Here is a 24,150-nt window from a genome sequence, read left to right on the forward strand (position 1 = left end):
CAGTGGGCTATGCATCTTATTGTATTGTAGAGGACGATCATTAATTTCCTGCTTCCCATGTTTGATTCATCTTCTTCTGATCTCACCACTCCAGACCTCGATCGCCGGTTTTCCGGCCTTGATCGGCTGTACGGCGCGGGTGCGTGGCAATCCATTGCCCAACACCATGTAGTGGTGGCGGGCATTGGTGGGGTGGGCTCGTGGTGCGCCGAGGCGCTGGCACGATCCGGGATCGGGCATCTGACGCTGGTGGATCTCGATCACATCGCCGAATCCAACATCAATCGGCAGGTGCATGCGCTGGGCAGCACCCTGGGGGCCTCAAAGGTGGCTGCGATGGCCGCACGGGTGCGCGATATCAATCCAGCGTGCCAGATCACCGAGGTTGATGATTTTGTGGATGCCGGCAATATCCAGTCCATTCTGGCGGATCATCCCTCCGGGGTACTGATCGACTGCACGGACCAGGTGTCCGCCAAGATCGCCATGATTCTCCAGGCGCGCACCAGCGCCTGGCCCATGCTGTGTTGCGGCGGGGCGGGGGGCAAAACTGATCCGCTTAGTCTGCGGGCAGGTGATCTCTCCGAGGCTGTCCACGATGCCTTGCTGGGACGTATCCGGCAAACTCTGCGTCAGCAGCATGGCTATCCTAAGGGTGGGGTTGCCGGCGGCAAACCTAAGCAGCGGGTGCCGCGCATGAAAGTTCAGTGCCTCTGGTTCGAGCAGTCTGTGCGTTTGCCTGAGGCCTGGACGGCAACCGCGCCGCAGGGCCTGTCGTGCGCCGGGTATGGGTCCAGCGTTACTGTCACAGCCACAATGGGGCTGGCTGCCGCCAACTGGGCACTGGAACGCTGTCTGGCCGGCTAAGCCCCCTGTGTAAGCCCTATGTCAGGATTCCGCAGTACGGTCGAGGCTGGTGTAGCATGTTGGCACCAAAACCATTCAAGATACGTCCGCATTACGGGTGTCTGGCAGGATGCTCGGGTAGCAGGACGACCAGGAGACAGACATCATGCAGAAAATCCGCGAGGTTCATCGCCAATCGATACAGGATCGGGAAACCTTCTGGGCTCAGGAAGCCCGGCGGATTCACTGGGAAACCCCGTTCTCCCAGGTGCTGGATTATTCCCGGCCGCCGTTTGCGCAGTGGTTTGTGGGCGGGCGCACCAACCTTTGCTATAACGCAGTCGATCGCTGGCTGGATACCCAGGCGGATCAGCCTGCCCTCATCTGGGTCTCCACCGAGGTCGACAAAGAAATCGTCTATACCCGGGCGCAGCTTTCCCAAGAGGTCAACGCAGCAGCAGCGATTCTGCAAAGTCTGGGCGTCCAGCAGGGTGATCGTGTCCTCATCTATCTGCCCATGATTCCCCAGGCTGCATTTTTCATGCTCGCCTGTGCGCGTATCGGGGCGGTTCATTCGGTCGTGTTTGGTGGGTTTGCAGCGCACAATCTTGCGCAACGCATCGACGACGCCGAGCCCAAAGTCATTGTTTCCACCGATGCGGGTTCACGCGGCGGGCGGCCGGTTCCCTACAAGCCGCTGCTGGATAAGGCTATCGAACAATCCGCCCATGCGCCCGAGCACGTGGTGCTGGTGGATCGCAACCTGGTGCCCATGCAACTGACTGAGGGGCGCGATCTCGATTACGCCACTTTGCGAGCCCGCCATCTGGACGTGCAGGTGCCGGTGGTATGGCTTGAATCCAACGCGCCCAGCTATATCCTGTACACCTCCGGCACCACCGGAAACCCCAAGGGTGTGCAAAGAGATGTCGGTGGTTACGCGGTGGCCCTGTGTGCCTCGATGGAGTACATCTTTGGGGGCAAGCCTGGAGACGTCTATTTTTCAGCCAGCGACGTAGGCTGGGTGGTGGGGCACTCGTATGTGGTGTACGGCCCACTGCTTAACGGCCAGGCCACGGTGATGTACGAAGGCACGCCCGTGCGTCCGGATGCGGCCATTTTGTGGCGCATTATCGAAACCTATCGTGTCAGCGCACTGTTTTGTGCGCCCACGGCCATCCGGGTGCTTAAAAAGCACGACCCAGCCTTGCTTACCAAGCACGACCTCTCCAGCCTGGATCGCATTTACCTGGCGGGTGAACCACTGGATGAACTCACTGGGCAGTGGCTTTCCGAGGCCCTGGATAAGCCGGTTATCGACAACTACTGGCAAACGGAAACCGGTTGGCCCATTTTGTCTGCCCAGCCAGGCATCGAAGAAATCCCCCTGCGCTTTGGCAGCCCCTCGGTGCCTGTCATTGGTTTTGATGTCCGGGTGGTTAGCGAGGCCACAGGCCAGGATTGCGGCCCCAACGAAAAAGGCGTGGTGGCCATCCAGCCACCCCTGCCGCCCGGTGCCTTAAGCACCATCTGGCGCAACGACGAGCGCTTTGTCAAAACCTATTTCGAGTCCTTCCCAGGCCGGCTTACCTATTCTACGTTCGACTGGGGGCTGGTGGACAAGGACGGCTATTGGTTCATTCTCGGGCGTACCGACGACGTCATCAATGTCGCCGGGCACCGCCTGGGCACTCGCGAGATCGAAGAATCCGTCAACACCCATGCCGCCGTGGCCGAGTCTGCCGTGGTGGGGGTTGCTGATGAGACCAAGGGGCAAGTGGCCATGGGGTTTGCCGTACTGCGCAACCCCGCCATGCTCGATGAGCCAGGCAGCCGGGATCGTCTCGAGGCCGAAATCAAACATGTCATCGAAGAGCGTAACGGCCCGGTGGCACGGCCGGCCCGCATCCTGTTCGTCACCAACCTGCCCAAAACGCGTTCCGGCAAGGTGCTACGCCGCGCCATCGTGGCCTTGTGCGAAGGCCGGGATCCTGGCGATCTCACCACCATCGAAGATCCCAGCGCTCTGGAACAAATCCGCGCGGCGCTGTAATCATGGGTCGAGTAAAGGATGCGGTGGCTGGGGGGGCATTGCATCCGGGGGTGCGGCGGCGGGAGCTCTGGTCGTGGGCCATGTACGATTTTGCCAACTCGGGCTACACCACGGTGGTGCTCACCACGGTCTTTAACGCCTATTTTGTGGGCGTGGTGGCGGCGGGGCACGCCTGGGGCACGCTAGCGCTTACCGCGGCCTTATCCACGTCCTATCTGATTGTGATGTTGGCCATGCCCTCTCTGGGTGCCCGGGCCGATGCCCGGGCGGGGCACCGGCGGCTTTTGTTTACCAGCACTGTAGGCTGTGTGTTGGCCACGGCCGTCCTGGCCACTGTGGGGCCCGGCGCCATTGCCTGGGGCTTATTCTGGCTGGCGGCCTCCAACGTGTTTTATTGTGTGGGCGAGTCCACCGTGGCTTCTTTTCTACCATCCTTGGCGCGCCCGGAGTCCATGGGCCGGGTGTCCGGCTGGGGCTGGAGCTTTGGCTATTTTGGTGGCATGCTGGCGTTGGGCTTGGCCTTGTGGGTGGCCAGCACTGCCGGGGCGCGGGGCTTGTCTGCCCCCGATTACGTGCCCTGGATCATGCTGCTCACCGCGGTTCTGTTTGCCTTGGCGTCGCTTCCCTCGTTTGTGTGGCTGCGCGAGCCCAAACATAGGCAGGCAGCACCTCCGGCACAACCCGTTTTTGCCCAGTTGCGCGCTGCCTGGCAAGAAACCCGGCGTGATTTCCCAGATTTTCAGCGGCTGCTGCTGTGTATTGCCTGCTATCAGGCAGGGATCACCGTGGTTATTACCTTGTCCGCAGTCTATGCTACTGAGGTGATGGGGTTTGACATGCAGCACACCATGCTGCTGGTGTTTCTGGTCAATATCGCTGCGGCAGCTGGGGCGTTTGCCTTTGGTTATGTGCAGGATCGCATCGGCCACAAGCGTGCACTCGCCATCACCTTGGTGGGGTGGATTGTCATGGTGCTGCTGGCAAGTGCCACCCAGACACTGGCGGTGTTCTGGTTGGCAGCGGCACTGGCAGGTTTGTGCATGGGCACCAGCCAAAGTGCCGGGCGTGCCATGGTTGGCGTGTTGGCCCCTGTCCATCGTCCGGCTGAGTTTTTCGCACTCTGGACATTTGCAGTTCAGTTGGCGGCAGTCGTGGGCCCGCTTACCTATGGCGTGCTAGTGTGGCTGACGGGTGGCAACCACCGGGTGGCTTTGCTGGCCACCGGTATATTTTTTATGCTGGGCCTATGGATACTGGCAGGGCTGGATTTTGCCCGGGGCCAACGTGACCGGGATGCAGGCAATCAGGCGGTTGCATTTGTCAGGGTCAAGTAAGACTCGTGCAGTACGGTACACAGAACACAATTCAAACATGATGTCACCACATCAAACAAAAGGAGCGAGCGCAATGGCTACGGAGATTGAATCCATACTGGTAGAAAACCGTGTTTTTCCGCCACCGGCAGACTTGGTCAAGCAGGCCAATGTGTCTGGGATGGAAGGCTATAAAGCCCTGTGCGACGAGGCCAATCGGGATCCAAACGCGTTCTGGGCCCGTCTGGCCACGGAGAACCTGATCTGGGAGAAACCCTTTACCCAGGTGCTGGACGAATCCAACAAGCCCTTCTATAAGTTTTACCCGGATGGCCAGATCAATGTCTCGGCCAACTGTCTTGATAAACATCTGGGTACACCGGCCGAGAATCGGGTGGCCCTGATTTTCGAGGCGGACGACGGTGCCGTCACCAAAATTACCTATAAAGAACTGCACGCTCGCGTGTCGCAGTTTGCTAATGCGATCAAATCGCTGGGCTTCAAGAAGGGCGAGCGCGCCGTCATCTACCTGCCGATGTCCATCGAGGCGGTGGTGGCCATGCAGGCCTGCGCACGCCTGGGCATCATTCATTCGGTGGTGTTTGGCGGCTTCTCGGCCAAGAGCATCCACGAGCGTACCGTCGACGTCGGCGCCACGCTGATTATCACGGCCGATGCACAGATGCGCGGCGGCAAGGCCATCGCGTTAAAGAATGCCGTGGATGAGGCCATTGCCATGGGCGGATGCGAGGCCGTGCGCAAGGTTATTACCTACAAGCGCACCGGCTCTGATGTGCAGTGGGATGCCGGCCGCGATCTCTGGTGGCACGATGTGATCAAGGGGCAGTCGTCCGATTGCCCGCCCGTGCCTGTGGATGCAGACCATCCGCTGTTCATCCTGTATACCTCGGGTTCAACCGGCAAGCCCAAGGGCGTGCAACACTCCAGTGCGGGCTTCTTGCTGTGGTCTTTGATGACCATGAAATGGACGTTCGACTCCAAACCAGACGACGTCTTCTGGTGTACCGCCGACGTCGGTTGGGTGACCGGCCACTCGTATGTCACCTACGGGCCGCTGGCTGCCGGGGTTACCCAGGTGGTGTTCGAGGGCGTGCCCACTTACCCGGATGCGGGCCGTTTCTGGAAGATGATCCAGGAACACAAGGTGTCGGTATTCTACACAGCGCCTACGGCCATCCGCTCGCTTACCAAGGCGTCCGAGGCGGATGCCAAGGTTCACCCCAAATCCTACGACCTTTCCTCGTTGCGCATCATCGGCTCGGTGGGCGAGCCCATCAATCCCGAAGCCTGGGTGTGGTACTACAACAATGTCGGCAACCAGCGTTGCCCGGTGATCGATACCTGGTGGCAAACCGAAACCGGTGCCCACATGATCACACCACTGCCGGGCGTCACACCGCTTAAGCCCGGTTCCTGCACCTTGCCGTTGCCCGGTATTGATGCCGCCATCGTGGATGAAACCGGCGAAGAAGTCGAACGCGGCAAGGGTGGCTTTCTGGTCATCCGCCGCCCGTGGCCATCAATGATCCGCACTATCTGGGGTGATCCCGAGCGCTTCAAGAAAACCTATTTCCCTGAAGAACTCAAAGGCTATTACCTGGCTGGCGACGGCGCCCAGCGCGATAAGGACGGCTATTTCTGGATCATGGGCCGTATCGACGACGTGTTGAACGTCTCGGGCCACCGCTTGGGCACGATGGAAGTCGAATCCGCCCTGGTGGCTCACGAACTGGTGGCAGAAGCCGCCGTGGTGGGTCGTCCCGATGATACAACCGGCGAGGCCGTGGTGGCCTTTGTGGTGCTTAATGGCGCATTGCCAACCGGTGATGATGCGGTGGCGATGGCCAAGCTGCTGCGCGATTGGGTGGCCAAAGAGATTGGCCCCATTGCCAAGCCGCGTGAAATCCGCTTTGGCGAGAACCTGCCCAAGACGCGTTCGGGCAAGATCATGCGCCGTCTGCTGCGTGTTGTCGCCAAGGGCGAGCCCATCACTCAGGACGTCTCCACGCTGGAGAATCCTGGCATCCTGGATCAGTTGGCCAAGGTGCAGTAAAGAGTGTCGACCGATGCGCTGTGATCCAGTGCATCGGGCACAGCCGAAGGGGCGGGGATACATTCCCGCCCCTTCTTTTTTGGGTGCTGGGTGGGCTGTGCCACAGGGTTTGGAATGTACCGCCTGGTCAGGCGGCCGTGAGTATCAGATCCAGCAGTGTGTTTAGCACGGGGCCTTCGGCGTCGTCATCGGCCAATGCGTCGATCGTTTGCTGTAACTGTCGGCAACGTACCTGGCCCAGCACCGGTTCAGCCAGCGCCAAGAATTTATCGGTCACTTCCGTGTCCGTAAGCGGCGCTTCTGCGTCGCCTCGTGCCGTGTGGGGGCCGGATTGCAGTGTGCGCCCATCGTGCAGGATGATCGTTGCGTCCGCCCAGCGCTCGGCGGGGAAACGTTGGCTATATGACGCGTTTTCGGTGATCACCATTTTTTCGCTGAGCCGCCAGACCTCAGGGTCTTGCAATGCTGGTCCGTTGATTTCCCCCGCGCCTAGCCGTTGATGGCATAGGGCGGAAGCAACCGGGAATGGCAGGCTGTACTGTGCTTGCTCTGTGGTGTCCGGGTGACGCGTGGCCAGCCGTGAGGCTTCGTAGAATGTTGAAATCCGGATCTCGGCAATATCGGCTGCCTGCAGGGAGTGGGTGCGCGCCAGGGACAGTGCAGCTTCAACGGCAGGCTGCGCCCAGCGGCAGACGGGGTAGGGTTTGAAATACTGTTCCATGATTGCCCACCGTCTGCCCGTATCCTGCCAGAATGACGCCACCGTTTTGTCTTCCATTGTCACGGCGGGCGCGCCGGTGAAGCCGTCGGCGGCCAGCAGGGCTGCTGATACGCCGGCCATGGCGCCCCAGGCAGAGCCATCTTTCACCATGGTTGGATGATCGATGCAACGCATCATCTGACTGCGTGGGCCGAAGTATTCGGCAATACCCAGTGCCTCTCGCGTGCGATTCGTGTCCAGTGCCAGGGCACGGGCTGTCAGCGCGGCCGCGCCGAGCGCGTTCCAGGCACCGGAGGTGTGGTAATCACAAGCGGTGGCATGCAGGGCCACCCCCGCACGTGTGGCGATTTCGTAGCCCAGCGCCAGGGTGGTCAGAAACTCGCGGCCGTTCCTGATCAGGCCGGCATCCGCCAAGGCGGCCGTGACAGGCAGGATGGTGACGCCAACATGGCCCTTGGTAAGGACATGGCCGTCGTGGGCGTCGATGCTGTCGATCGTTGCCGCACCGGCCAACACCATGCCCGGAAGGCTGACAGATCGGCCATCGAACAGCATCCGGGCACTGTGTGTTGTGGCGCCGTATTGTGTGGCCGCATGCTGGCACATGATTTTTGAAAGAGGGGTGACTGTTCCTGCAGCGGCGACGCCGCACAAGTCCAGCAGGCATCGGCGTGCCTGCAGTACCCCGGCTTGCGGCAGATCTTCAAAGCGCAGCGCATGGATAAATTCGAAAACATGGTGCGAATGATTGGACATGATTGGTCTGATCGTTGGTGTGGATGATGAAGCGCGGCCGGCGTTTATGCTTCCAGCCCGTACTGCCGGATGAGTTCGTGCTTCAGCACCTTGCCGCTGGGATTAAGGGGCAGCTGTTCGGCAAAGAAAAACCGCCGTGGGCGCTTGAAGGCGGCCAGTAGGCCACTGTTCTGACAAAAGGAATCAATGACGTTGGCGTCCAGGTGAGGATCAGAGCGGACGATAATCGCGGTGACCATGTGCCCCCATTTCGGATCCGGCAAGCCGATGACCGCAGCTTCCCTGACACCGGGGCAGCGGTACAGTACCTCTTCTACTTCGCGCGGGTAGATGTTCTCGCCTCCAGAGACGATCATGTCATCGGTACGCCCCTGGAATGTGTAATAGCCGTCGGTATCCTGGCTAAACAAATCCCCGGTATAGAGCCAGCCATGTTTCAGCTTGCGGGCGGTCTCGGCTGGGTTGTTCCAATAGCCTGCCATCATTTGGGGGCCTTGCACGATCAGTTGGCCGATAGTGCCCGGTGAAACAACTTCGTCTGGTGGTACGTCGCGCTGGGGGTTGTGGGAGACGATCCGTGCCTGGGAGATCAGGGTAGGCTTGCCGCAGGAGCCAGGGCGAGCCAGCGCGTCTTCGGGATGCAGGAGCAGGGTGAGGCTTGCTTCAGTCATGCCGTAGCCGTTGTATACACCGCTGCAGAATTCGCGCAGCACCCTCTCCATCGTGGTTGCGGCGATGGCGGCCCCGCCCGTCGTGATCATGCGCAGGGATGAGACGTTGAAATCCCGGAAGTGAGGGTGAAAGAGCATTTGCTGGATCTGGGTGGGCACCGCAAACAGCGTCGTGATGTGCTCGGCCTGGATCATTTCCAGTGTGGCGCCTGCCTCGTAGTGGCTGGCGATGATGTTGGTGCCACCGACGAGTACGTGCGGCAGGAAATAGGCCTGCATGCCGCCCACGTGATAAAGCGGTGCAATGTGCAAGGCCCGGTCTGCGGCGCCCAAGCTGTATTCCATTGTGCAGTTCATGGCGATGGCAACATCGTTGGCATGCGTGTGCATGACCCCTTTGGGGCGGCCAGTTGTGCCGGAGGTGTACACCAGCGCGGAGAGTTGTCCGGCATCCGGGTGATAGGTTGGTTCTTCCGTGTTGCCGCTGCTGGCCAGTGCCTCGTAGTCGTGGTGGCCGGGGGTGACAAGCACACCTTGCGGCGCGACAGCAATGAAGTCGTGAGTACTGTGCACTTCTCGTGCAGCCGCCAGCGCACTGGCGGCGTGCGATTGGCTGTAGGCCAGCACGCGTGCACCCGAATCGCGCAAGATATGAGCAACTTCTGCGGGTGCCAGCCGGAAATTCATTGGTACGACCACGGCACCAATTTTTTGGCAGGCAAAGTACAGGGTTGCGGATGCTTCGTCCGTCTTCAAATACAGCGCGACACGGTCCAGCGGCCGCACGCCCATATCAGACAGCGCGTGGCAGAGGCGGTTGATCCTGGCATTCCAGGCCGCGTAAGTCCATCGCCGTCCTTCAAAGACCAGCGCCTCCTTGCCAGGATGCTTGTCCACCGTTTGGGTGAGAATCGAGGAAACGTTCATACTGGGCTAGTCGTCAGAGGTTGGGTTTGATGGAGGGCATGTCGGTGCTGGCAATGAGGTACTTCACCATTTCGGAGGTGCCGCCAACGATGGTGAGTGCGCGTGCATCGCGGTAGATTTGCTCGGCGCGACCATATTCTTTGGTCAGGCCGTCTCCGCCCAGAATCTGGACGGTGGCATCCGCACAAAACAGGGCGGTCTCGGTGGCAACCAGCTTGGCCATCGAAGCCGGCTTCATCAGCTCTTTGGCGGAGAGCGCTCCGGCGTCGTAAAGCAGGGCAGCCTTGTAAGTGAGCAGCTCGGCGGCATCGATGCGCCAGCTCATTTCTGCCACGCGATCCCAGATGAGTTGTTTGCACCCCAATTTCTGCCCGAAGCTGTTGCGCCGCTGTGCGTGCGTGGTGGCAATGTCGAATGCCGCGCGCGCCTGCCCCAGGCCCGAGCCGCCGAGGATGACCCGCTCGAAATTGAACATGCCCAGCATGATGCGAAACCCTTCGTCTCGACGGCCCAGCAGGTGGTTGGCGGGTACCCGGCAGTCCTGGAACTCGACTTCTCCGACAATGCAGCCCCGTCGCCCCATGAAGGTGTAGTTGCGAGGGAAGCGGATGCCGGGCGTGTCCTTGGGGACAACGACGGCACTCATGCCTTTTTGCGCGGTTACCGCAGGGTTGCTGATGCCGTAAACGATGTAGGTGTCGGCCACGGATGCATTCGAGATATAGCGTTTGAGCCCGTTGATCACCCATTCGTTGCGTGTATCGTCGAACGTTATCCGGGTTTGCATGCCCGCACTGTCTGAACCTACGTTGGGCTCAGTGACGCAAATCGCCCCTATTTCACTGCCGCCGATGATGCCGTCCAGATAGTGGGCCCGAATGTCGGGCAGCGCATAGCGGTGTAGGGGATAGGCGCAGGAAATTGCCGTGGCGATGGTGGTCTCAAAGGCGTAGTTGATTGCGGCGGCTTCTTCGGACAGGATCACGGCATGAACAAGGCCGGGTGTGGATAGCGAGCCACGGTAGAGATCAGGAAACATCAGCGTCAGGTAGTGGGCCTTGCCCAGTGCCTGGACAACGGCCTTGACTGCTGCCCAGTCCTGTCTGTTTTCGATCGCGTCCGATCGGGGGGCGAGTTCGCGCTGCAGAAATTCGCGGGTGGTGGCGCGGAACTCCCTGGCTTCCGGGTCCAGAAGATAATCCTTCATCGTTTGTCCTGTACGTGTTTTGTATTGCGGGTTTGTGTCGTGCGCTCGGAGGATGGCTTGAGGTCAGCCGGGGGAGTTCATGATGCGCTGCAGTTCCCGCAGGTTCAGGTCGGGGTTGCAGTCTCGCAAAGTGGGCAGGTTGAATCGCGCCTGGCGTACGGCTTCGTAGTCCAGGTCGGCCCAGGCCAAGCCACTTTTCCCTTCGGGCACTTGTGCCACGATCTGACCTTGCGGATCGAGAATGCGTGAGCCCCCCCAGAATTGGGTGTTGTGTTCCTGCCCCAGCCGGTTTGCCATCAGGATTGGGGTGCCGTACATCATGGCGTAGAAGCGCGTGGCGAGATCCCAGCCTTGGGGGTTGGAGAAGCCGCCACTGACAACCCCGAGGGCGGAACTGATGGGTGCCAATAGCACGGTGGCCCCCTGCAGCATGGCCAGGTGAACCAGGGCTGGGTTCCAAAAATCGGCGCAGATCAGCAGGCCGGCTTCCCAGGGGCCGCGAACCGGGCAGGTATTCACTTGTTGGCCGGCGGCGTACAACTTGCCTTCTTCCAGTTGGCCGTAGGTAGGCAGATTGATCTTGCGGTGCACGAAGCGCACGGCGCCGTCCCGCGCCACGGCCATGACGTTGTGAAACCGGGCTGCCGGGGCTTCTTCCACGAAACCGAAGACGACATCAATGCCTTTGGCTGCGGCCGCAATTTTTTGGATGATTTCATGGTCGGTGCGTCGCGCCAGCGCCAGTGCCGCGTCGCCCAGGCTGTAGCCCGTCAGGGACAGTTCCGGGAACAGCAGAAGATCCGCCTCCTGGGCCCGGGCCTCTTCGATGAGTGCCAGGTGTATCTCCAGGTTGTAGGCCAGGTCGCCGCATCGCCCTTCGGTCTGGGCGACGGCGGCACGCAGGCGTGAAGCGTCGGTCATGGTGTCATGTCCTTTGATTGCAAATGGCACGGTGGGCTCTGTTCAGATCAGCCCTTTTTCCTTGAGAAACGCTTGGCATACATCGCTGATGGATTTGTGATCAACGTCAACCTGAGCGTTCAGGTGGGCCATGGTCTTGTCGTCCAGTACGGCAGACAGGCTGTTCAGGGTGTCGGCCAGCTTGGGTTGTTTATCCAGGACGGCCTTGCGGATGACCGGGGTGAGTGCATAGGATGGGAAATAGTCTTTGTTATCTTTCAGCACCACAAAATCAAAGGCGGGAATACGCCCGTCCGTGGCGAAGACCAGGGCGACGTCCACCTGTTTGTCACGCAGTGCCTGGTAGGTCAGCCCGGTATCCATGCGCTTGATGTTGGCGCGTTTAAACTCGAAACCGTAGGTCTTCTGAAGCGGTTTGAGGCCGTCGGCGCGGGCATAGAATTCGGCATTGACGGCAAAGGTCAGGTCTTTGCCACCGTTCAGGGTGTTTGCCAGGTCGCTGATCGTATGGATGCCCAGGCTATCGGCTTCTTGGTGACGCATGGCTAATGCATACGTGTTGTTGGCCTTGGAGGGGTTCAGCCAGACCAGCCCCTTGGCGGCGTCCAGTGCTTTCACTTTGGCATAGCCGTCCTGCGCCGACATCGGCGTGGTTACTTTGTTGTAGACAATCAGCGCCGTGCCGGTGTACTCCCAGTAGACATCGACCTGGCCGTTTTCCTGTGCTTGGCGCAGCACGGCGCTGCCCATGCCGGCGCGTGTGTCAACGTCATGGCCCTTGGCTTTCAGCAACTGGCTGGTCATCTCTGCCATGATCTGCTGTTCAGTGAAATTTTTGCCGCCAACCACGATGGGGTCGGCGGCCGCCGCCTGCCCGGAAAAAATAACGAGGGCCGCGGTGGCGCTTGCCTGGACGAGTTTGAGGATCTGCTTCATTTGTCTACTCCTTGGGGAAGAAAAGCTGCGCTTGTAAACGCTATCGCAGTGGATTGACGCCTCGGGGGATCAGGGCGTTGGCCGTCATGCCTATGAGGGCATCGACGGCAATTGCCAGCAGAGCCGTCGGAATGGCGCCTGCCAGCATGGTTCCGGTGTCGTTGAGGTCGATGCCGGTAAAAATCAGCTCGCCCAGCCCGCCGCCGCCCACCAGGAAAGCCAGGGGCACGGTTCCGACGTTGATGGCCAATGCAGTGCGGATGCCTGCAAAGATCACGAACAATGCATTGGGCAGTTCTACCTGCCACAGCACCTGCCAGGCGTCCATGCCTACGCCATAGGCAGCCTCTTGCAGATGCTGAGGGACGGCGGTCAGGCCAGAGTAGGTGTTACGCACGATGTACAGCAGTGAGGCAACCCACAGTGCAAAGATGGCCGGCGCGGTGCCGATCCCGAGCAACGTCATGGACAAGGCCAGGACTGCCAGGGTTGGAATAGTGGTGCCGATATTGAGCAGCTGCATGGCGCCTTCGGCCCAACGGCGCATAAAGCGGCGGCTCAGCACAATACCCAGCGGCAAGCCGGTGGCAATGGCCAGCCCGCCGGAGATCAGTGTGAGTTCGATGTGCTGGCGGGTCAGGTAAAGAATGTCATCCCAATGAGAAAGGATATCCTCGGCCATACCATTTATTTGCAGCCAGACGCCAGCCAAGGCCAATAGGGCAAGAATCAGCAGACGGTCGTTTTTGACGCTGGGCTGCCGCGGTGTGCTGACCCCCCGGCTCATGATTCGGGCCCCTGCAATTCCCGCGCCGCGGTGTCCTGGCGAGGTACCTTGTCGTGGTGGCTCAGCATCTGCCGGATCGCTTGCTGAGTAATCCTGCCGCAGTATTGTCCGGCGGGGTCAATCACCGTCAGTTCGTCCAGATCATAGGTAAACATCTGCGACACGGCCATGCGCAGATCCTCGTTTTCAAGGATCTGGCATTCGGGCCTGTCTTCCTGTGTGTGATAGGGCTGGCCGGTGCCGTTTGTGGCTGGCAGCGTTGCCAGCACATCGTGTACCGTCAGCAGCCGCAGACGCTTTAGTGTGCGATCACGCCCCACGAAATCCGCAACGAATTCATTGGCTGGAGAGGCCAAAACATTGTTGGGCGTGTCAAATTGCTGCAGGCAGCCTTCACGGAAAACAGCGATCTTGTCACCCATCTTGACCGCCTCGTCGATATCGTGGCTGACAAACAGGATCGTCTTGCCCAATTTTTCCTGCATCTTCAGGAACTCGTCCTGAATGACCTGGCGGTTGATCGGATCGATTGCCCCGAAGGGCTCATCCATCAGCAGCACTGGGGGGTCTGCCGCCAATGCGCGGGCTACGCCAATGCGTTGCTGCTGACCACCGGAAAGTTCTTTGGGATAGCGCGGCAGAAAGATGGCCGGGTCCAATGCAACCATTTCCAGCAGGGCCTCGGTGCGCTGCTGGATGCGCTGCTTGTCCCAGCCCAGCAAACGGGGCACGACGCCGATGTTTTCACCAACCGTCATGTTGGGAAACAGGCCAATCTGCTGGATCACATAACCGATCTGCCGCCTCAGGCTGATGGTGTCGTAGTCGGTGGTGTCTTTACCGTTTAAAAACACCCGGCCCGAGCTGGGCTGGATGATGCGATTCACCATCTTCAGTGTGGTCGTTTTGCCGCAACCTGATGGGCCCAGCAAAATGCAGATTTCACCCGTCGGCACTTCCATGTTGATGTTGTCGGCGGCTGTGGCGATGCCTTCGTGGGTGGTGAATTTTTTAGTGAGGTTTTCCAGCCGGATCATGGTGTCGGGCCTCTTTTCTGGTTTAGGGGTCAGGCGGTTTGCACACCGGCCGGCGTGAGACGGTTCTGCAGCCATAGCAGAAAGAAATCAGCAACAATCGCCAATACGCTGACAGCAACGGCGCCCGTCACGAGTTGGCGGGGATCTGTTTGCGAAATGCCACGGCTGATGAATACGCCCAAGCCGCCCGCGCCAATGTAGGCAGCGATGGCCATGATGCCGATGGAGAGCACCACGGCGCTGCGCACACCGGCCATGATGACTGGTATTGCCAGCGGGATTTCCACCCGGCTCAGCCGCTGCAAGGGGGTCATGCCCATGCCGCGTGCGGCTTCCCGCAGGGCAGGATCGACATTATTGATGGCGGTATAGGTGTTGCGGATAATCGGTAATTGCGAATAGAGCAGTACCGCGATGACGGCGGGCACGTAGCCGATGCCGTGGCCAAACAGGGATAACACCGGGATCATCACGCCAAAAAGCGCGATTGATGGCACTGTCATGATGATCGAGGCAATGTAAAGCACCAGGTTGGCGGCGCGCTGGTTCTGCGTGATGGCGATACCGATGGGCACACCCGTCAGGATGGCCAGCCCGATGGCTACGCCCACAAGCGAAATATGCTCAATCGTGCGGGCAAGGATCAGGTTGGCATGGCCGACCATGTAAAGCAGGATGTCCACGAATTTGTCTCCTCTTTTGAGGCGTGGGGCGTTGTGCTTGCAACACCTTTATGTGGCGTAGACTGCCATGGTGTCATGGCTGTGTTTCCGCACTTTGAGCGCCCATAGTAGGGTGTCTTCGCTTGTGCTGATAGTCCAGAATAGACGTTATATAGTCTTTTTATGCTATTGCTGGATTTTTGCCTGTGGCGGCTTCAGGCGCCTGGCATGTGTGGTGCGTCTGTGTAGCGCCCACGCTGATGCCCGCGCGCAGCGGTGGGCGTATGGCTGAAACGCTCGCGAAAGCAACGAATGAAGTGCGAGGTTGTGGCAAACCCGCAGGCCAGACTCACTTCGGCCACCGGCATACCGGTTTGCTCCAGCAGATTGCGGGCGCGTTCAAGACGCAGGTTCCGATAAAAGCCGCTGGGTGTTACCGAGAAATTTGATTGAAACAGGCGGTTCAGTTGCCGTACCGACAAACCAACCTGCAATGCCAGCTGTGCACTGCTCAATGTGTCTTCCATGTGCCGCTCCATGCATTCGATGGCGGCCAGCAGGTGCGGGTTGGTTACGTTCAGGCGGTTGCGCAGCGACAGGCGCTGGCTGGCCCGGGATTTGCGGATTTCCGGGTGGATGCATTGTTCTGCCACAGCGGTGGCCAGGCGATATCCATGCCGCTGGCCGATTAGATGCATCATCATGTCCAGCCCCGCGGTGCCGCCTGAACAGGTCAAGCGCTGACCATCAATTTCGTAGAGCTCATCGGTGATATTCAATAACGGGAATTCCTCCCGCAGTCCCGCCACGTTTTCCCAGTGAATGGTGCAACGGTGCTTGTCCAGCAAACCTGCCCGGGCCAGAAATAGCGGGCCGACAGAGGTGGCCCCCAAATTGACGTTGTGGCTGGCCAGCCGGCGCAGCCAGCCCAAGATGTCTGGGGTGCAGTACGTATTGGCATCGATTCCGGCCACGACAATCAATGTATCCAGCGTGCCGGGTGCTTCCATGCGTCCGGTAGGCTCGAATAGCAGGCCATTGCTGGCTGGAACCGGCAGATTTTCTGGTGTAAACATTTGCCAGCGGTAGAGTGGTGTTTCCACCAGGCGGTTGGCCATGCGTAGCGGTTCGAGCACGCCCGAGAATGAAAGCATGGAAAACTGCGGGATCAGCAGAAAGCCGAATTCGACGGGTGCCATATATCGCCTCGGGTGTCGTGCCTCGCCGTCTTGAAGGAGGCCGAGGCTGCGGCAGCGCTGCCGTTCAGTGCTGCCGCGATATCAGTGCGCCAGCCCTGGCAGCATCGCCTTGGCGCCGGCAAACACCATCTCTACCGCAATGGCGGCCAGGATGATGCCCATGATGCGGGCCATGATAACGCGCATCTTGGTGGACAGCAGTTTGCCGATTGACGCGGCAAAATACAGAACGACAAACAGTGCGGCCAGTACCGCCAGCAGCACTACGCTGAAACCGACGATACGGGCTGTGCTTCTGGCCTGGGCACTGTAGATGATCAAGGTGGTGATGGTGCCGGGCCCGATGATCATGGGAAAGGTCAGGGGGTAGAAGGCTGGGTTGTCATCCGTGCCTGCGGCCGCTGCCGCAGCGGTGTTGGCACTTTTTTCCTGGGTGGCGCGCTCGTGGGATGTAATTGGTTGGCCATTCAGCATGGACAGCGCAATGCCAATCAGTACCATGCCGCCCGCAACCCGGAAGGAGTCCAGACTGACACCAAAAAAGCTGATGATGTGGCTGCCCCCCAGTGCAATCACGACGCACATGGCAGTGGTGTATCCCAGGATGGACACGGCCAGATTGCGCTGCTCGGCCACGGATTTCTGTGTGGTCAGTGCCAAAAACAGTGGCAGAGTAATAAAGGGATTCATGATGGCGAACAGCGCGCCCAGAAACTTGGTGGCGTATGCGATATCCATTGATTTTTTTGCCGGGGCCTTGCCGCTCAGGTGCTGATGTAGCCATAAGGTGACAACATCATTGGGTGATGAAAAAGGGCGCTGTCCTAAGCAGCGCCCCGTGTCATTTTACATGCCGTTATATACCGGCCCTTCGCCACCCTGTGGTGTCACCCAGACAATATTTTGCGTGGGATCCTTAATATCACAGGTTTTGCAATGGACACAGTTTTGCGCGTTGATCTGCAGACGGTCTTCGCCGGTGTCGGTTTTGACGAACTCGTACACGCCCGCCGGGCAAAAACGCGCCTCGGGGCCGCCGAACTTGGCCAGGTTTACCTGCACAGGCACGGTATCGTCCTTCAGTGTCAGGTGCGCGGGCTCGTTTTCATCGTGGTGCGTATTGGAGATGAACACCGAGCTCAGGCGATCGAATGTCAGCTTGCCATCGGGCTTGGGGTAGTCGATGCGCGCACACTGCGCTGCGGGTTGCAGGCAGGCGTGATCCGGTTTGGTGTGATGGATGGTCCAGGGGATGCTGCCCTTGAGCAGCCATTGCTCAACACCTGTCATCAGCGTACCAATGGTGCGGCCTTTTTTAAACCACTGCTTGAAGTTGCGTGATTTGTTGAGCTCGGCATGCAACCAGGAGGATTCAAATGCAGCGGGGTAGGTGGTCAGCTCATCGTGGCTGCGACCAGCTGCCAACGCCTCGAATGCGGCTTCGGCTGCCAGGGCCCCTGTCTTGATGGCCGAGTGGCTGCCCTTGATGCGCGACGCATTCAGCACACCGGCTTCGCAGCCCACCAGGGCGCCTCCGGGAAACACCATCTTGGGCAGCGACAGCAGGCCGCCGGCTGTCAGCGAACGGGCACCGTAGGCCACGCGCTTGCCACCTTCGAAGATGCTGCGGATATGCGGGTGTGTCTTGTAGCGCTGAAATTCGTCAAAGGGCGACAGCCACGGGTTGGCGTAATCCAGCCCCACCACCAGCCCAACCGCCACCAGATTGTCCTTGAGGTGGTACAGGAACGAGCCGCCGTAGGTATCCGAATCCAGTGGCCAGCCGGCCGTGTGCATCACCGTGCCAGGCCGTGCCTGGGCAGGATCAACCTCCCAGAGTTCTTTGATGCCGATTGCATAGCTTTGGGGGTCGCGTCCGGCATCCAGACGGAATTTTTCGATCAGCTGACGTCCCAAATGGCCACGAGAGCCTTCGGCAAAAATCGTGTAACGGGCAAGAAGCTCCATGCCGGGCTGATAGGCATCGGTATGGCTGCCGTCTTTGGCCACGCCCATATCGCCCGTCAGTACGCCTCGCACGGCACCAGTGTCCGAATAAAGGATTTGAGCAGCGGCAAACCCCGGGAAAACATCCACGCCAAGGGCTTCAGCCTGCTCACCCAGCCAGCGGGTGACATGCCCCAGGCGCACAATGTAATTGCCGTGATTCTTGAAGCAATCGGGAAGCAGCCAGCCCGGTGTGCCGCGGCTGCCTTTTTCGGTCAGAAACAGAAAGCGGTCTTCCTGAACCTCAAGATCTAGTGGGGCGCCTTTTTCTTTCCAGTCGGGGATGAGCTCGGTGATGGCTCTTGGATCCATCACACAGCCCGACAGAATGTGGGCGCCGATTTCGGATGCCTTCTCCAGCACACAGACGCTAACTTCCTGGCCGCGATCCGTGGCCAGTTGCTTGAGGCGGATGGCGGCTGACAGGCCTGCCGGGCCGCCGCCAACGACGAGGACGTCGTATTCCATGGATTCGCGTTCAGTCATGTCTATGGCTCCCGTGTCTTGGTGCTTGAATTGCCGGCCATTGTATTGCAGATCGTTATACTGCATGGCTGTGAATGACGCGGGCCCGGCCTGCTCAAGGAGTGTTGCATGTCCGCTGAATATCCAGACAGTCAAACACCTTCAGGGACGTTTGAAATCCAGCTGGACGTATGGTGGGGCGATATGGACGCACTGCGCCATGTCAATAACGTGGCGTATTTTCGTTATTTTGAAGAAGCACGCGTACGTTTGTTTCGGGCTATGGATCTGGAGCCCTCCAAGGGGCGTTACTGTGTGCTGGCACATGCCTCGTGTGATTTTCTGAAACCGCTGTTGTATCCTGCTTCTATTGTGGTGGGCATGACGCTTGTGCGTGTGGGCCAGACCAGTATCGAGCTCGATTGCTGGATCGCCTCGGCTGGCAACCCCGAAAACCGTCATGCGCATGGCCGCAATGTGCTGGTGTGCACCGATGGTGCCACCGGCCGGCCTGTACCCTGGACATCTGCAGATCGCCACGTGTTGGCGCACTGTTTTTCGCACTGATTCTTTTTTCTCAGTTGGTCTCAAAGGAAACGTCGTATGGATAAAGTCTATGAAAACGCTGCCGCGGCTTTGCGCGACATCGTTGCCGACAACCAGATGATCGCTGTCGGCGGTTTCGGGCTGTGTGGCATCCCCGAAGCGCTGATTGCCGCATTGCGGGACTCCGGTGTTCAGGGGCTCACGTGTGTCAGCAACAATGCGGGCGTGGATGATTTTGGCTTAGGACAGTTGCTGACTACGCGCCAGATCAAAAAAATGATTGCCTCGTATGTGGGCGAAAACAAAGAATTTGCGCGTCAGTTCATGGCCAAAGAGCTCGAGCTCGAGTTTACGCCGCAAGGTACCCTGGCCGAGAAGCTGCGGGCAGGTGGTGCCGGTATCCCGGCATTTTTTACACCCACCGGGGTGGGTACCGTGGTGGCCGATGGCAAGGAAACCCGCGAGTTCAACGGCCGCACCTATCTGATGGAAACCTCGCTGACACCCGACATCTCTCTGGTGAAGGCCTGGAAGGCTGATCGCAGCGGCAACCTGGTGTTTCGCCGCACTGCGCGCAATTTCAACCCCAATGTCGCCATGGCCGGGAAAATCACCGTCGCCGAGGTCGAAGAGGTGGTGCCCACAGGCACCTTCGATCCCGATGAAGTTCATTTGCCGGGCATTTATGTGCACCGTATCGTCCTCAATGCGCATCCCGAAAAGCGCATCGAACAACGCACTATTCGTCAATAAGGGGCATTTACATGGCTTGGGATCGTGAACAAATGGCGGCACGTGCTGCCAAAGAATTGCAAGACGGTTTTTACGTCAATCTGGGTATTGGCCTGCCCACAAAAGTGGCCAACTACGTGCCTGACGGCATGGAGGTCTGGTTGCAGTCCGAAAACGGTTTGCTGGGCATTGGCCCGTTTCCCACGGATGATCAGGTCGATGCCGACCTGATCAACGCCGGCAAGCAAACCGTCACCACATTGCCTGGTTCGTCCATCTTTGCCTCGGCCGATTCCTTCGGCATGATTCGTGGCGGCAAGATCAATCTGGCCATTTTGGGCGCCATGCAGGTGTCCGAGAAAGGCGATCTGGCCAACTGGATGATTCCGGGCAAGATGATCAAAGGCATGGGCGGTGCCATGGACCTCGTCGCCGGGGTTGGCAAGGTCGTTGTCCTGATGGAGCACGTTGCCGTCAATAAAAAAGATGGTTCCGAAAGCCTCAAGCTGCTGCCCGAATGCACCTTGCCGCTTACCGGCGTCGGGGTGGTCAACCTGATCATCACCGATCTGGGCGTCATGGAAGTCACCGACAAGGGCCTCAAGCTCACCGAGCTCGCCCCCGGCGTCTCTGTCGACGAGATCAAGGCCAAGACGTCTGCCAAACTGGATGTGTCGGCAGTTGCCTAAGGAACCATGGTGTCTTTGTTGCATTCTCTAGCGGCTCCGGCCGATCGCATTGCGGCCCTGCGCGGGCAGATGGCCCTGTCCGGGGTTCAGGCTTGCCTGATCCCCACGGCCGATCCCCATCTGTCCGAATATCTGCCAGAACACTGGGCGGCCAGGGCCTGGCTGTCGGGTTTTGATGGGTCGGCAGGCAGTCTGCTGCTTACAGCAGATTTTGCCGGCCTCTGGACGGACAGCCGTTATTGGGTGCAGGCTGATGCCCAGTTGCAGGGTTCAGGCATCGTCTTGATGCGTGCGGGTGCCCCCGAGGTACCCGACATGCTGGATTGGCTGCTTGAACACCTGCAGCAGGGAGACCAGCTGGCAGTGGACGGCCGCGTGCTGGATCAGTCCACTGCAACACGCTGGCAGCCGGCCTTGCAGGCCGCCTCGATCAGCCTTGTGCTTGGACAAGATCCTGTTGGCGCCATCTGGGAAGATCGCCCCGATCTGCCCACCGCGCCGGTGTTCGAGCACCTGCCGCCGCACGCCTGCCGCAGCCGCGCTGCCAACCTGGCCGAGGTGCGCCGGGCCATGCAGGCTAAAGGGGCTCAGTACCACCTGTTGTCCTCTCTGGACGACATCGCCTGGCTGCTTAATCTGCGCGGCGCCGATGTCGATTACAACCCGGTATTTCTGGCGCATGCCTTGCTGGATGAATCCCGCGTGCGCCTGTACGTGGCGCCTGCAAAAATTGATGCGGATCTGGCTGTGCGTCTATCTGAGGATGGGGTCGAGCTGCGTGATTACCCGTCGCTGGCAGCCGATCTGTCGCAGTTGCCGGTCGATGCCCCCTTGCTCGTGGATCCCGTGCGGGTGACGGCAGGTACGCTGTCGCATGCCACGCAAACCCGCCTGATCCAGGACATCAACCCTTCGCAGTTGCTGAAAGCTGTCAAAACAAGCGCAGAAGCTGCTCAGATCCGTCAGGTTATGGCCCAGGATGGTGCCGCCCTGTGCGAGTTTTTCGCCTGGTTTGAGGCTGCCCTGGCCGAGGGCCAGAAGCTTACCGAGGTTGATGTCGACACCTATTTGTCGGCTGCACGTGCGCGGCGCCCTGGGTTTGTCAGCCTGAGCTTCGCCACTATTGCGGGTTTCAATGCCAACGGCGCGATGCCGCATTACCGTGCCACGCCGCAGGCGCATGCGTTTATCCAGGGTGACGGCCTGCTCCTGATTGATTCGGGCGGGCAGTATCTGGGTGGCACCACCGATATCACCCGGGTAGTGCCCATAGGCACGCCTTCGGCGGCGCAGCGGGTGGATTACACCTCGGTACTCAAGGCCCATATTGCGCTGGCCCGCGCCCAGTTTCCAGTGGATACCCCGTCATCTGTGCTGGATACGCTGGCGCGTACCCCTTTGTGGCAGCGTGGCCTGGATTACGGTCATGGCACCGGCCATGGGGTGGGCTATTTTCTTAACGTGCACGAGGGCCCACAGTCTATTTCCGTGCGTGGCCATGCCCGAGCCCACCAAGGCATGCGGGCAGGCATGCTCACGTCCAACGAGCCCGGCCTTTACCGGGACGGCCAATGGGGCATTCGCATCGAAAACCTGATGCTGGCTGTGCCTGCGGCGCAAACGGCCTTTGGCTCGTTTCTGGCGTTCGAAACCGTCACACTGTGCCCCATTGATACTCGTTGCGTGGTACGCGAGCAACTGTCTGCCGATGAGATCCGCTGGCTGGATACCTACCATCAGCACGTGCGCAAGCAGCTGCTGCCCCTGGTGGATGGCGATACGCGCAACTGGTTGATGCAACGCACCGAGGCTATATAACCAGCCACACCACCAGCTGTTTCTGATGCTCATTCCATCGGTTCAGCTGGTTTTTTCGCTATAATTGCATAGCTATACTATTTAAATATGGATTTGACATGTCTGGGTCTGCTGATCATTTATTGGTGGGTGCACAGCTGCTTGATCGCATCGTCCGGCTTAACCGCTGGGTTACCCATCACACCCAATGGGCTGTGCCTTTGGCGCAGGCGCGGGTGCTGTCTCAGATCAGCCAGTTGGGCCCGTCCCGTGTGGGAGACCTCGCCCGGGCCGAGCACTGCAGCCAGCCCACCATGACCACCCTGGTCAAGCGTTTGCTGCAGCAGTCTCTGGTGCGGCGCGTACCCGATCCCTCCGACGCGCGTGCGGGGCTGGTGTCCCTTACCCCCGCAGGACAGCACATGCTCGACGACTTGCGTCGCGAACGGGCGAGGGTGATGGGGGCGCTTATTGCCCAGCTTGCGCCTGCCCAGCGCCAGGGCCTGGACACCACGTTGCAGACCCTGGAAGGCTTGCTGGATGCGGCCTATACCGATTCTGTTTATTTTCCGGATCTTTCATCATGAATTTATTGCGACAACCCAAAGCCGTCATGGCCGTCGCGTTTGCCTGTGTCATTGCCTTTATGGGCATCGGGCTTGTGGATCCCATCCTCAAGCCGATTGCGGATTCCCTGGGCGCTACGCCCTCACAAACCTCCCTACTGTTTACCAGCTACATGGCTGTCATGGGTCTGGCCATGCTGATCACCAGCGTGGTTTCCAGCCGTCTGGGGGTCAAGCGCACGCTGCTGCTGGGTTTGCTGGTCATTATTGCGGGGGCCGGGCTGGCCGGGATGTCTGGGTCAGTGATGGAGATCGTCGGCTACCGCGCCATCTGGGGCCTGGGCAATGCGCTGTTTGTGGCCACCGCACTGGCCGCGATTGTCAGCGCTTCCCAAGGGTCTGTTCGGGATGCCGTCATTTTTTACGAAGCTGCGCTGGGTGTAGGGATCGCCGCCGGGCCGCTTATCGGTGGCGTGCTGGGTTCCATTTCCTGGCGCGGGCCTTTTTTCGGGGTGTCGGTATTGATGGCCATCGCTTTTGTGGTCACGTTCTTTCTGTTGCCGCCCTTTGCCGCCACCGTGCACCACAGCACCTTGCGCGACCCTTTCCGGGCCCTCAGGCATCCCGGCTTGCTGGGGGTGGCCATCACCGCGCTGTTGTATAACTTCGGCTTTTTCACCTTGCTGGCCTACACGCCATTTCCGCTGGACATGGGCGCGCAGCAGGTGGGCCTGATTTTCTTTGGCTGGGGGGTGATGCTGGCGTTTGCTTCCGTGTTTCTCGCACCCCGTTTGCAAAGTGCGTGGGGCACGATTCCATCGATTGTGTTTGCCCTGCTGGGTTTTGCCCTGGTGCTGGCCGTGATGGCCATCTGGACAGACCATAAATCTGTGCTGGTGGTTGGTGTGGTGGCGGCCGGCCTGTTTTTAGGCATCAACAATACCTTGGTCACAGAAACCGTCATGAAAGCAGCCCCTGTCGAACGCGGAGTAGCCTCTGCGGCCTACAGTTTTGTCCGCTTCAGCGGCGGGGCGGTGGCGCCCTGGCTGGCAGGCTATCTGGGTGAAACCCTCAACGATCACGTGCCCTATTGGGTGGGCACGCTTGCGGTATTGGCTGCTGTGGGGGTGCTGCTGGCAAGCCGTGCACATTTGACTGCTGTTGACCAGCCGCACGACCTCGAACCCGTTGTGCCGACGGCACCTGCAGTCGAGGGCTGCTAAGCCCGTCAGCAAGCG

Annotated in this window: 21 protein-coding genes; 10 read left to right on the top strand and 11 right to left on the bottom strand. The window is 59.6% G+C overall.

The features are described 5' to 3' along the window. Nucleotides 1–57: 57 nt before the first annotated feature. The 4 genes from ABS758_RS09095 (at nt 58) to acs (ending at nt 6,286) form a co-directional block, all read left to right on the top strand. On the top strand, nt 58–867 hold the full coding sequence (locus ABS758_RS09095; RefSeq protein WP_350382122.1) for a tRNA threonylcarbamoyladenosine dehydratase: 810 nt from the start codon (nt 58–60) through the stop codon (nt 865–867). Nucleotides 868–1,012: 145 nt separating this feature from the next. Beyond that, nucleotides 1,013–2,899 (top strand): propionate--CoA ligase, encoded by a 1,887-nt coding sequence (locus ABS758_RS09100; RefSeq protein ID WP_350382121.1) that lies wholly within the window; start codon nt 1,013–1,015, stop codon nt 2,897–2,899. 2 nt (nt 2,900–2,901) lie between these two features. After that, a complete protein-coding gene (locus ABS758_RS09105) occupies nt 2,902–4,233 on the top strand; it encodes an MFS transporter (RefSeq protein ID WP_350382120.1) in 1,332 nt (443 codons plus the stop codon). 73 nt (nt 4,234–4,306) lie between these two features. After that, on the top strand, nt 4,307–6,286 hold the full coding sequence (gene acs, locus ABS758_RS09110; protein ID WP_350382119.1) for an acetate--CoA ligase: 1,980 nt from the start codon (nt 4,307–4,309) through the stop codon (nt 6,284–6,286). 127 nt (nt 6,287–6,413) lie between these two features. On the opposite strand, the gene ABS758_RS09115 is transcribed toward acs, so the two are convergent. From ABS758_RS09115 to ABS758_RS09165, 11 genes are all read right to left on the bottom strand, one after another. Further along, on the bottom strand, nt 6,414–7,763 hold the full coding sequence (locus ABS758_RS09115) for an MmgE/PrpD family protein (RefSeq protein ID WP_350382118.1): 1,350 nt from the start codon (nt 7,761–7,763) through the stop codon (nt 6,414–6,416). Nucleotides 7,764–7,807: 44 nt separating this feature from the next. Continuing rightward, complete coding sequence (locus ABS758_RS09120) at nt 7,808–9,361, bottom strand: class I adenylate-forming enzyme family protein (protein WP_350382116.1); 1,554 nt, start codon at nt 9,359–9,361, stop codon at nt 7,808–7,810. A gap of 13 nt (nt 9,362–9,374) precedes the next feature. Then, a complete protein-coding gene (locus tag ABS758_RS09125) occupies nt 9,375–10,568 on the bottom strand; it encodes an acyl-CoA dehydrogenase family protein (protein WP_350382115.1) in 1,194 nt (397 codons plus the stop codon). Nucleotides 10,569–10,631: 63 nt separating this feature from the next. After that, nucleotides 10,632–11,489, bottom strand: coding sequence for a nitrilase-related carbon-nitrogen hydrolase (locus ABS758_RS09130; RefSeq protein WP_350382113.1), 858 nt, complete (start codon nt 11,487–11,489; stop codon nt 10,632–10,634). A 42-nt stretch (nt 11,490–11,531) separates the two neighbouring features. After that, nucleotides 11,532–12,425: a glycine betaine ABC transporter substrate-binding protein gene (locus tag ABS758_RS09135; RefSeq protein ID WP_350382112.1), complete on the bottom strand. Its 894-nt coding sequence runs from the start codon at nt 12,423–12,425 to the stop codon at nt 11,532–11,534. 40 nt (nt 12,426–12,465) lie between these two features. After that, nucleotides 12,466–13,212, bottom strand: a complete 747-nt coding sequence (locus ABS758_RS09140) for an ABC transporter permease (RefSeq protein WP_350382111.1) — start codon at nt 13,210–13,212, stop codon at nt 12,466–12,468. Further along, complete coding sequence (locus tag ABS758_RS09145) at nt 13,209–14,249, bottom strand: ABC transporter ATP-binding protein (RefSeq protein ID WP_350382109.1); 1,041 nt, start codon at nt 14,247–14,249, stop codon at nt 13,209–13,211. The genes ABS758_RS09140 and ABS758_RS09145 overlap by 4 nt, the downstream gene beginning before the upstream one ends. A gap of 29 nt (nt 14,250–14,278) precedes the next feature. Beyond that, entirely contained in the window at nt 14,279–14,932 is a 654-nt protein-coding gene (locus ABS758_RS09150; RefSeq protein ID WP_417251976.1) for an ABC transporter permease, read from the bottom strand. 194 nt (nt 14,933–15,126) lie between these two features. After that, nucleotides 15,127–16,110 (bottom strand): GlxA family transcriptional regulator, encoded by a 984-nt coding sequence (locus tag ABS758_RS09155; protein WP_350382108.1) that lies wholly within the window; start codon nt 16,108–16,110, stop codon nt 15,127–15,129. A gap of 81 nt (nt 16,111–16,191) precedes the next feature. Then, nucleotides 16,192–16,848, bottom strand: a complete 657-nt coding sequence (locus ABS758_RS09160) for a MarC family protein (protein ID WP_350382106.1) — start codon at nt 16,846–16,848, stop codon at nt 16,192–16,194. A gap of 108 nt (nt 16,849–16,956) precedes the next feature. Further along, complete coding sequence (locus tag ABS758_RS09165; RefSeq protein ID WP_350382105.1) at nt 16,957–18,603, bottom strand: electron transfer flavoprotein-ubiquinone oxidoreductase; 1,647 nt, start codon at nt 18,601–18,603, stop codon at nt 16,957–16,959. 108 nt (nt 18,604–18,711) lie between these two features. Between ABS758_RS09165 and ABS758_RS09170 the strand changes: the two genes are divergently transcribed. The 6 genes from ABS758_RS09170 (at nt 18,712) to ABS758_RS09195 (ending at nt 24,135) form a co-directional block, all read left to right on the top strand. Beyond that, nucleotides 18,712–19,149 (top strand): acyl-CoA thioesterase, encoded by a 438-nt coding sequence (locus tag ABS758_RS09170; RefSeq protein WP_350382104.1) that lies wholly within the window; start codon nt 18,712–18,714, stop codon nt 19,147–19,149. A 36-nt stretch (nt 19,150–19,185) separates the two neighbouring features. Then, on the top strand, nt 19,186–19,881 hold the full coding sequence (locus ABS758_RS09175) for a CoA transferase subunit A (RefSeq protein ID WP_350382102.1): 696 nt from the start codon (nt 19,186–19,188) through the stop codon (nt 19,879–19,881). Between the two features lie 11 nt (nt 19,882–19,892). Next, nucleotides 19,893–20,549, top strand: coding sequence for a CoA transferase subunit B (locus tag ABS758_RS09180; RefSeq protein ID WP_350382101.1), 657 nt, complete (start codon nt 19,893–19,895; stop codon nt 20,547–20,549). 6 nt (nt 20,550–20,555) lie between these two features. Continuing rightward, nucleotides 20,556–22,367 (top strand): M24 family metallopeptidase, encoded by a 1,812-nt coding sequence (locus ABS758_RS09185; protein ID WP_350382100.1) that lies wholly within the window; start codon nt 20,556–20,558, stop codon nt 22,365–22,367. A 98-nt stretch (nt 22,368–22,465) separates the two neighbouring features. Continuing rightward, on the top strand, nt 22,466–22,933 hold the full coding sequence (locus tag ABS758_RS09190; protein WP_350382098.1) for a MarR family winged helix-turn-helix transcriptional regulator: 468 nt from the start codon (nt 22,466–22,468) through the stop codon (nt 22,931–22,933). Beyond that, nucleotides 22,930–24,135, top strand: coding sequence for an MFS transporter (locus ABS758_RS09195; RefSeq protein WP_350382097.1), 1,206 nt, complete (start codon nt 22,930–22,932; stop codon nt 24,133–24,135). The genes ABS758_RS09190 and ABS758_RS09195 overlap by 4 nt, the downstream gene beginning before the upstream one ends. Nucleotides 24,136–24,150: the final 15 nt, after the last annotated feature.

This window comes from Castellaniella sp. FW104-7C03, assembly GCF_040276085.1.
Classification (GTDB): Bacteria; Pseudomonadota; Gammaproteobacteria; order Burkholderiales; family Burkholderiaceae_B; genus Castellaniella.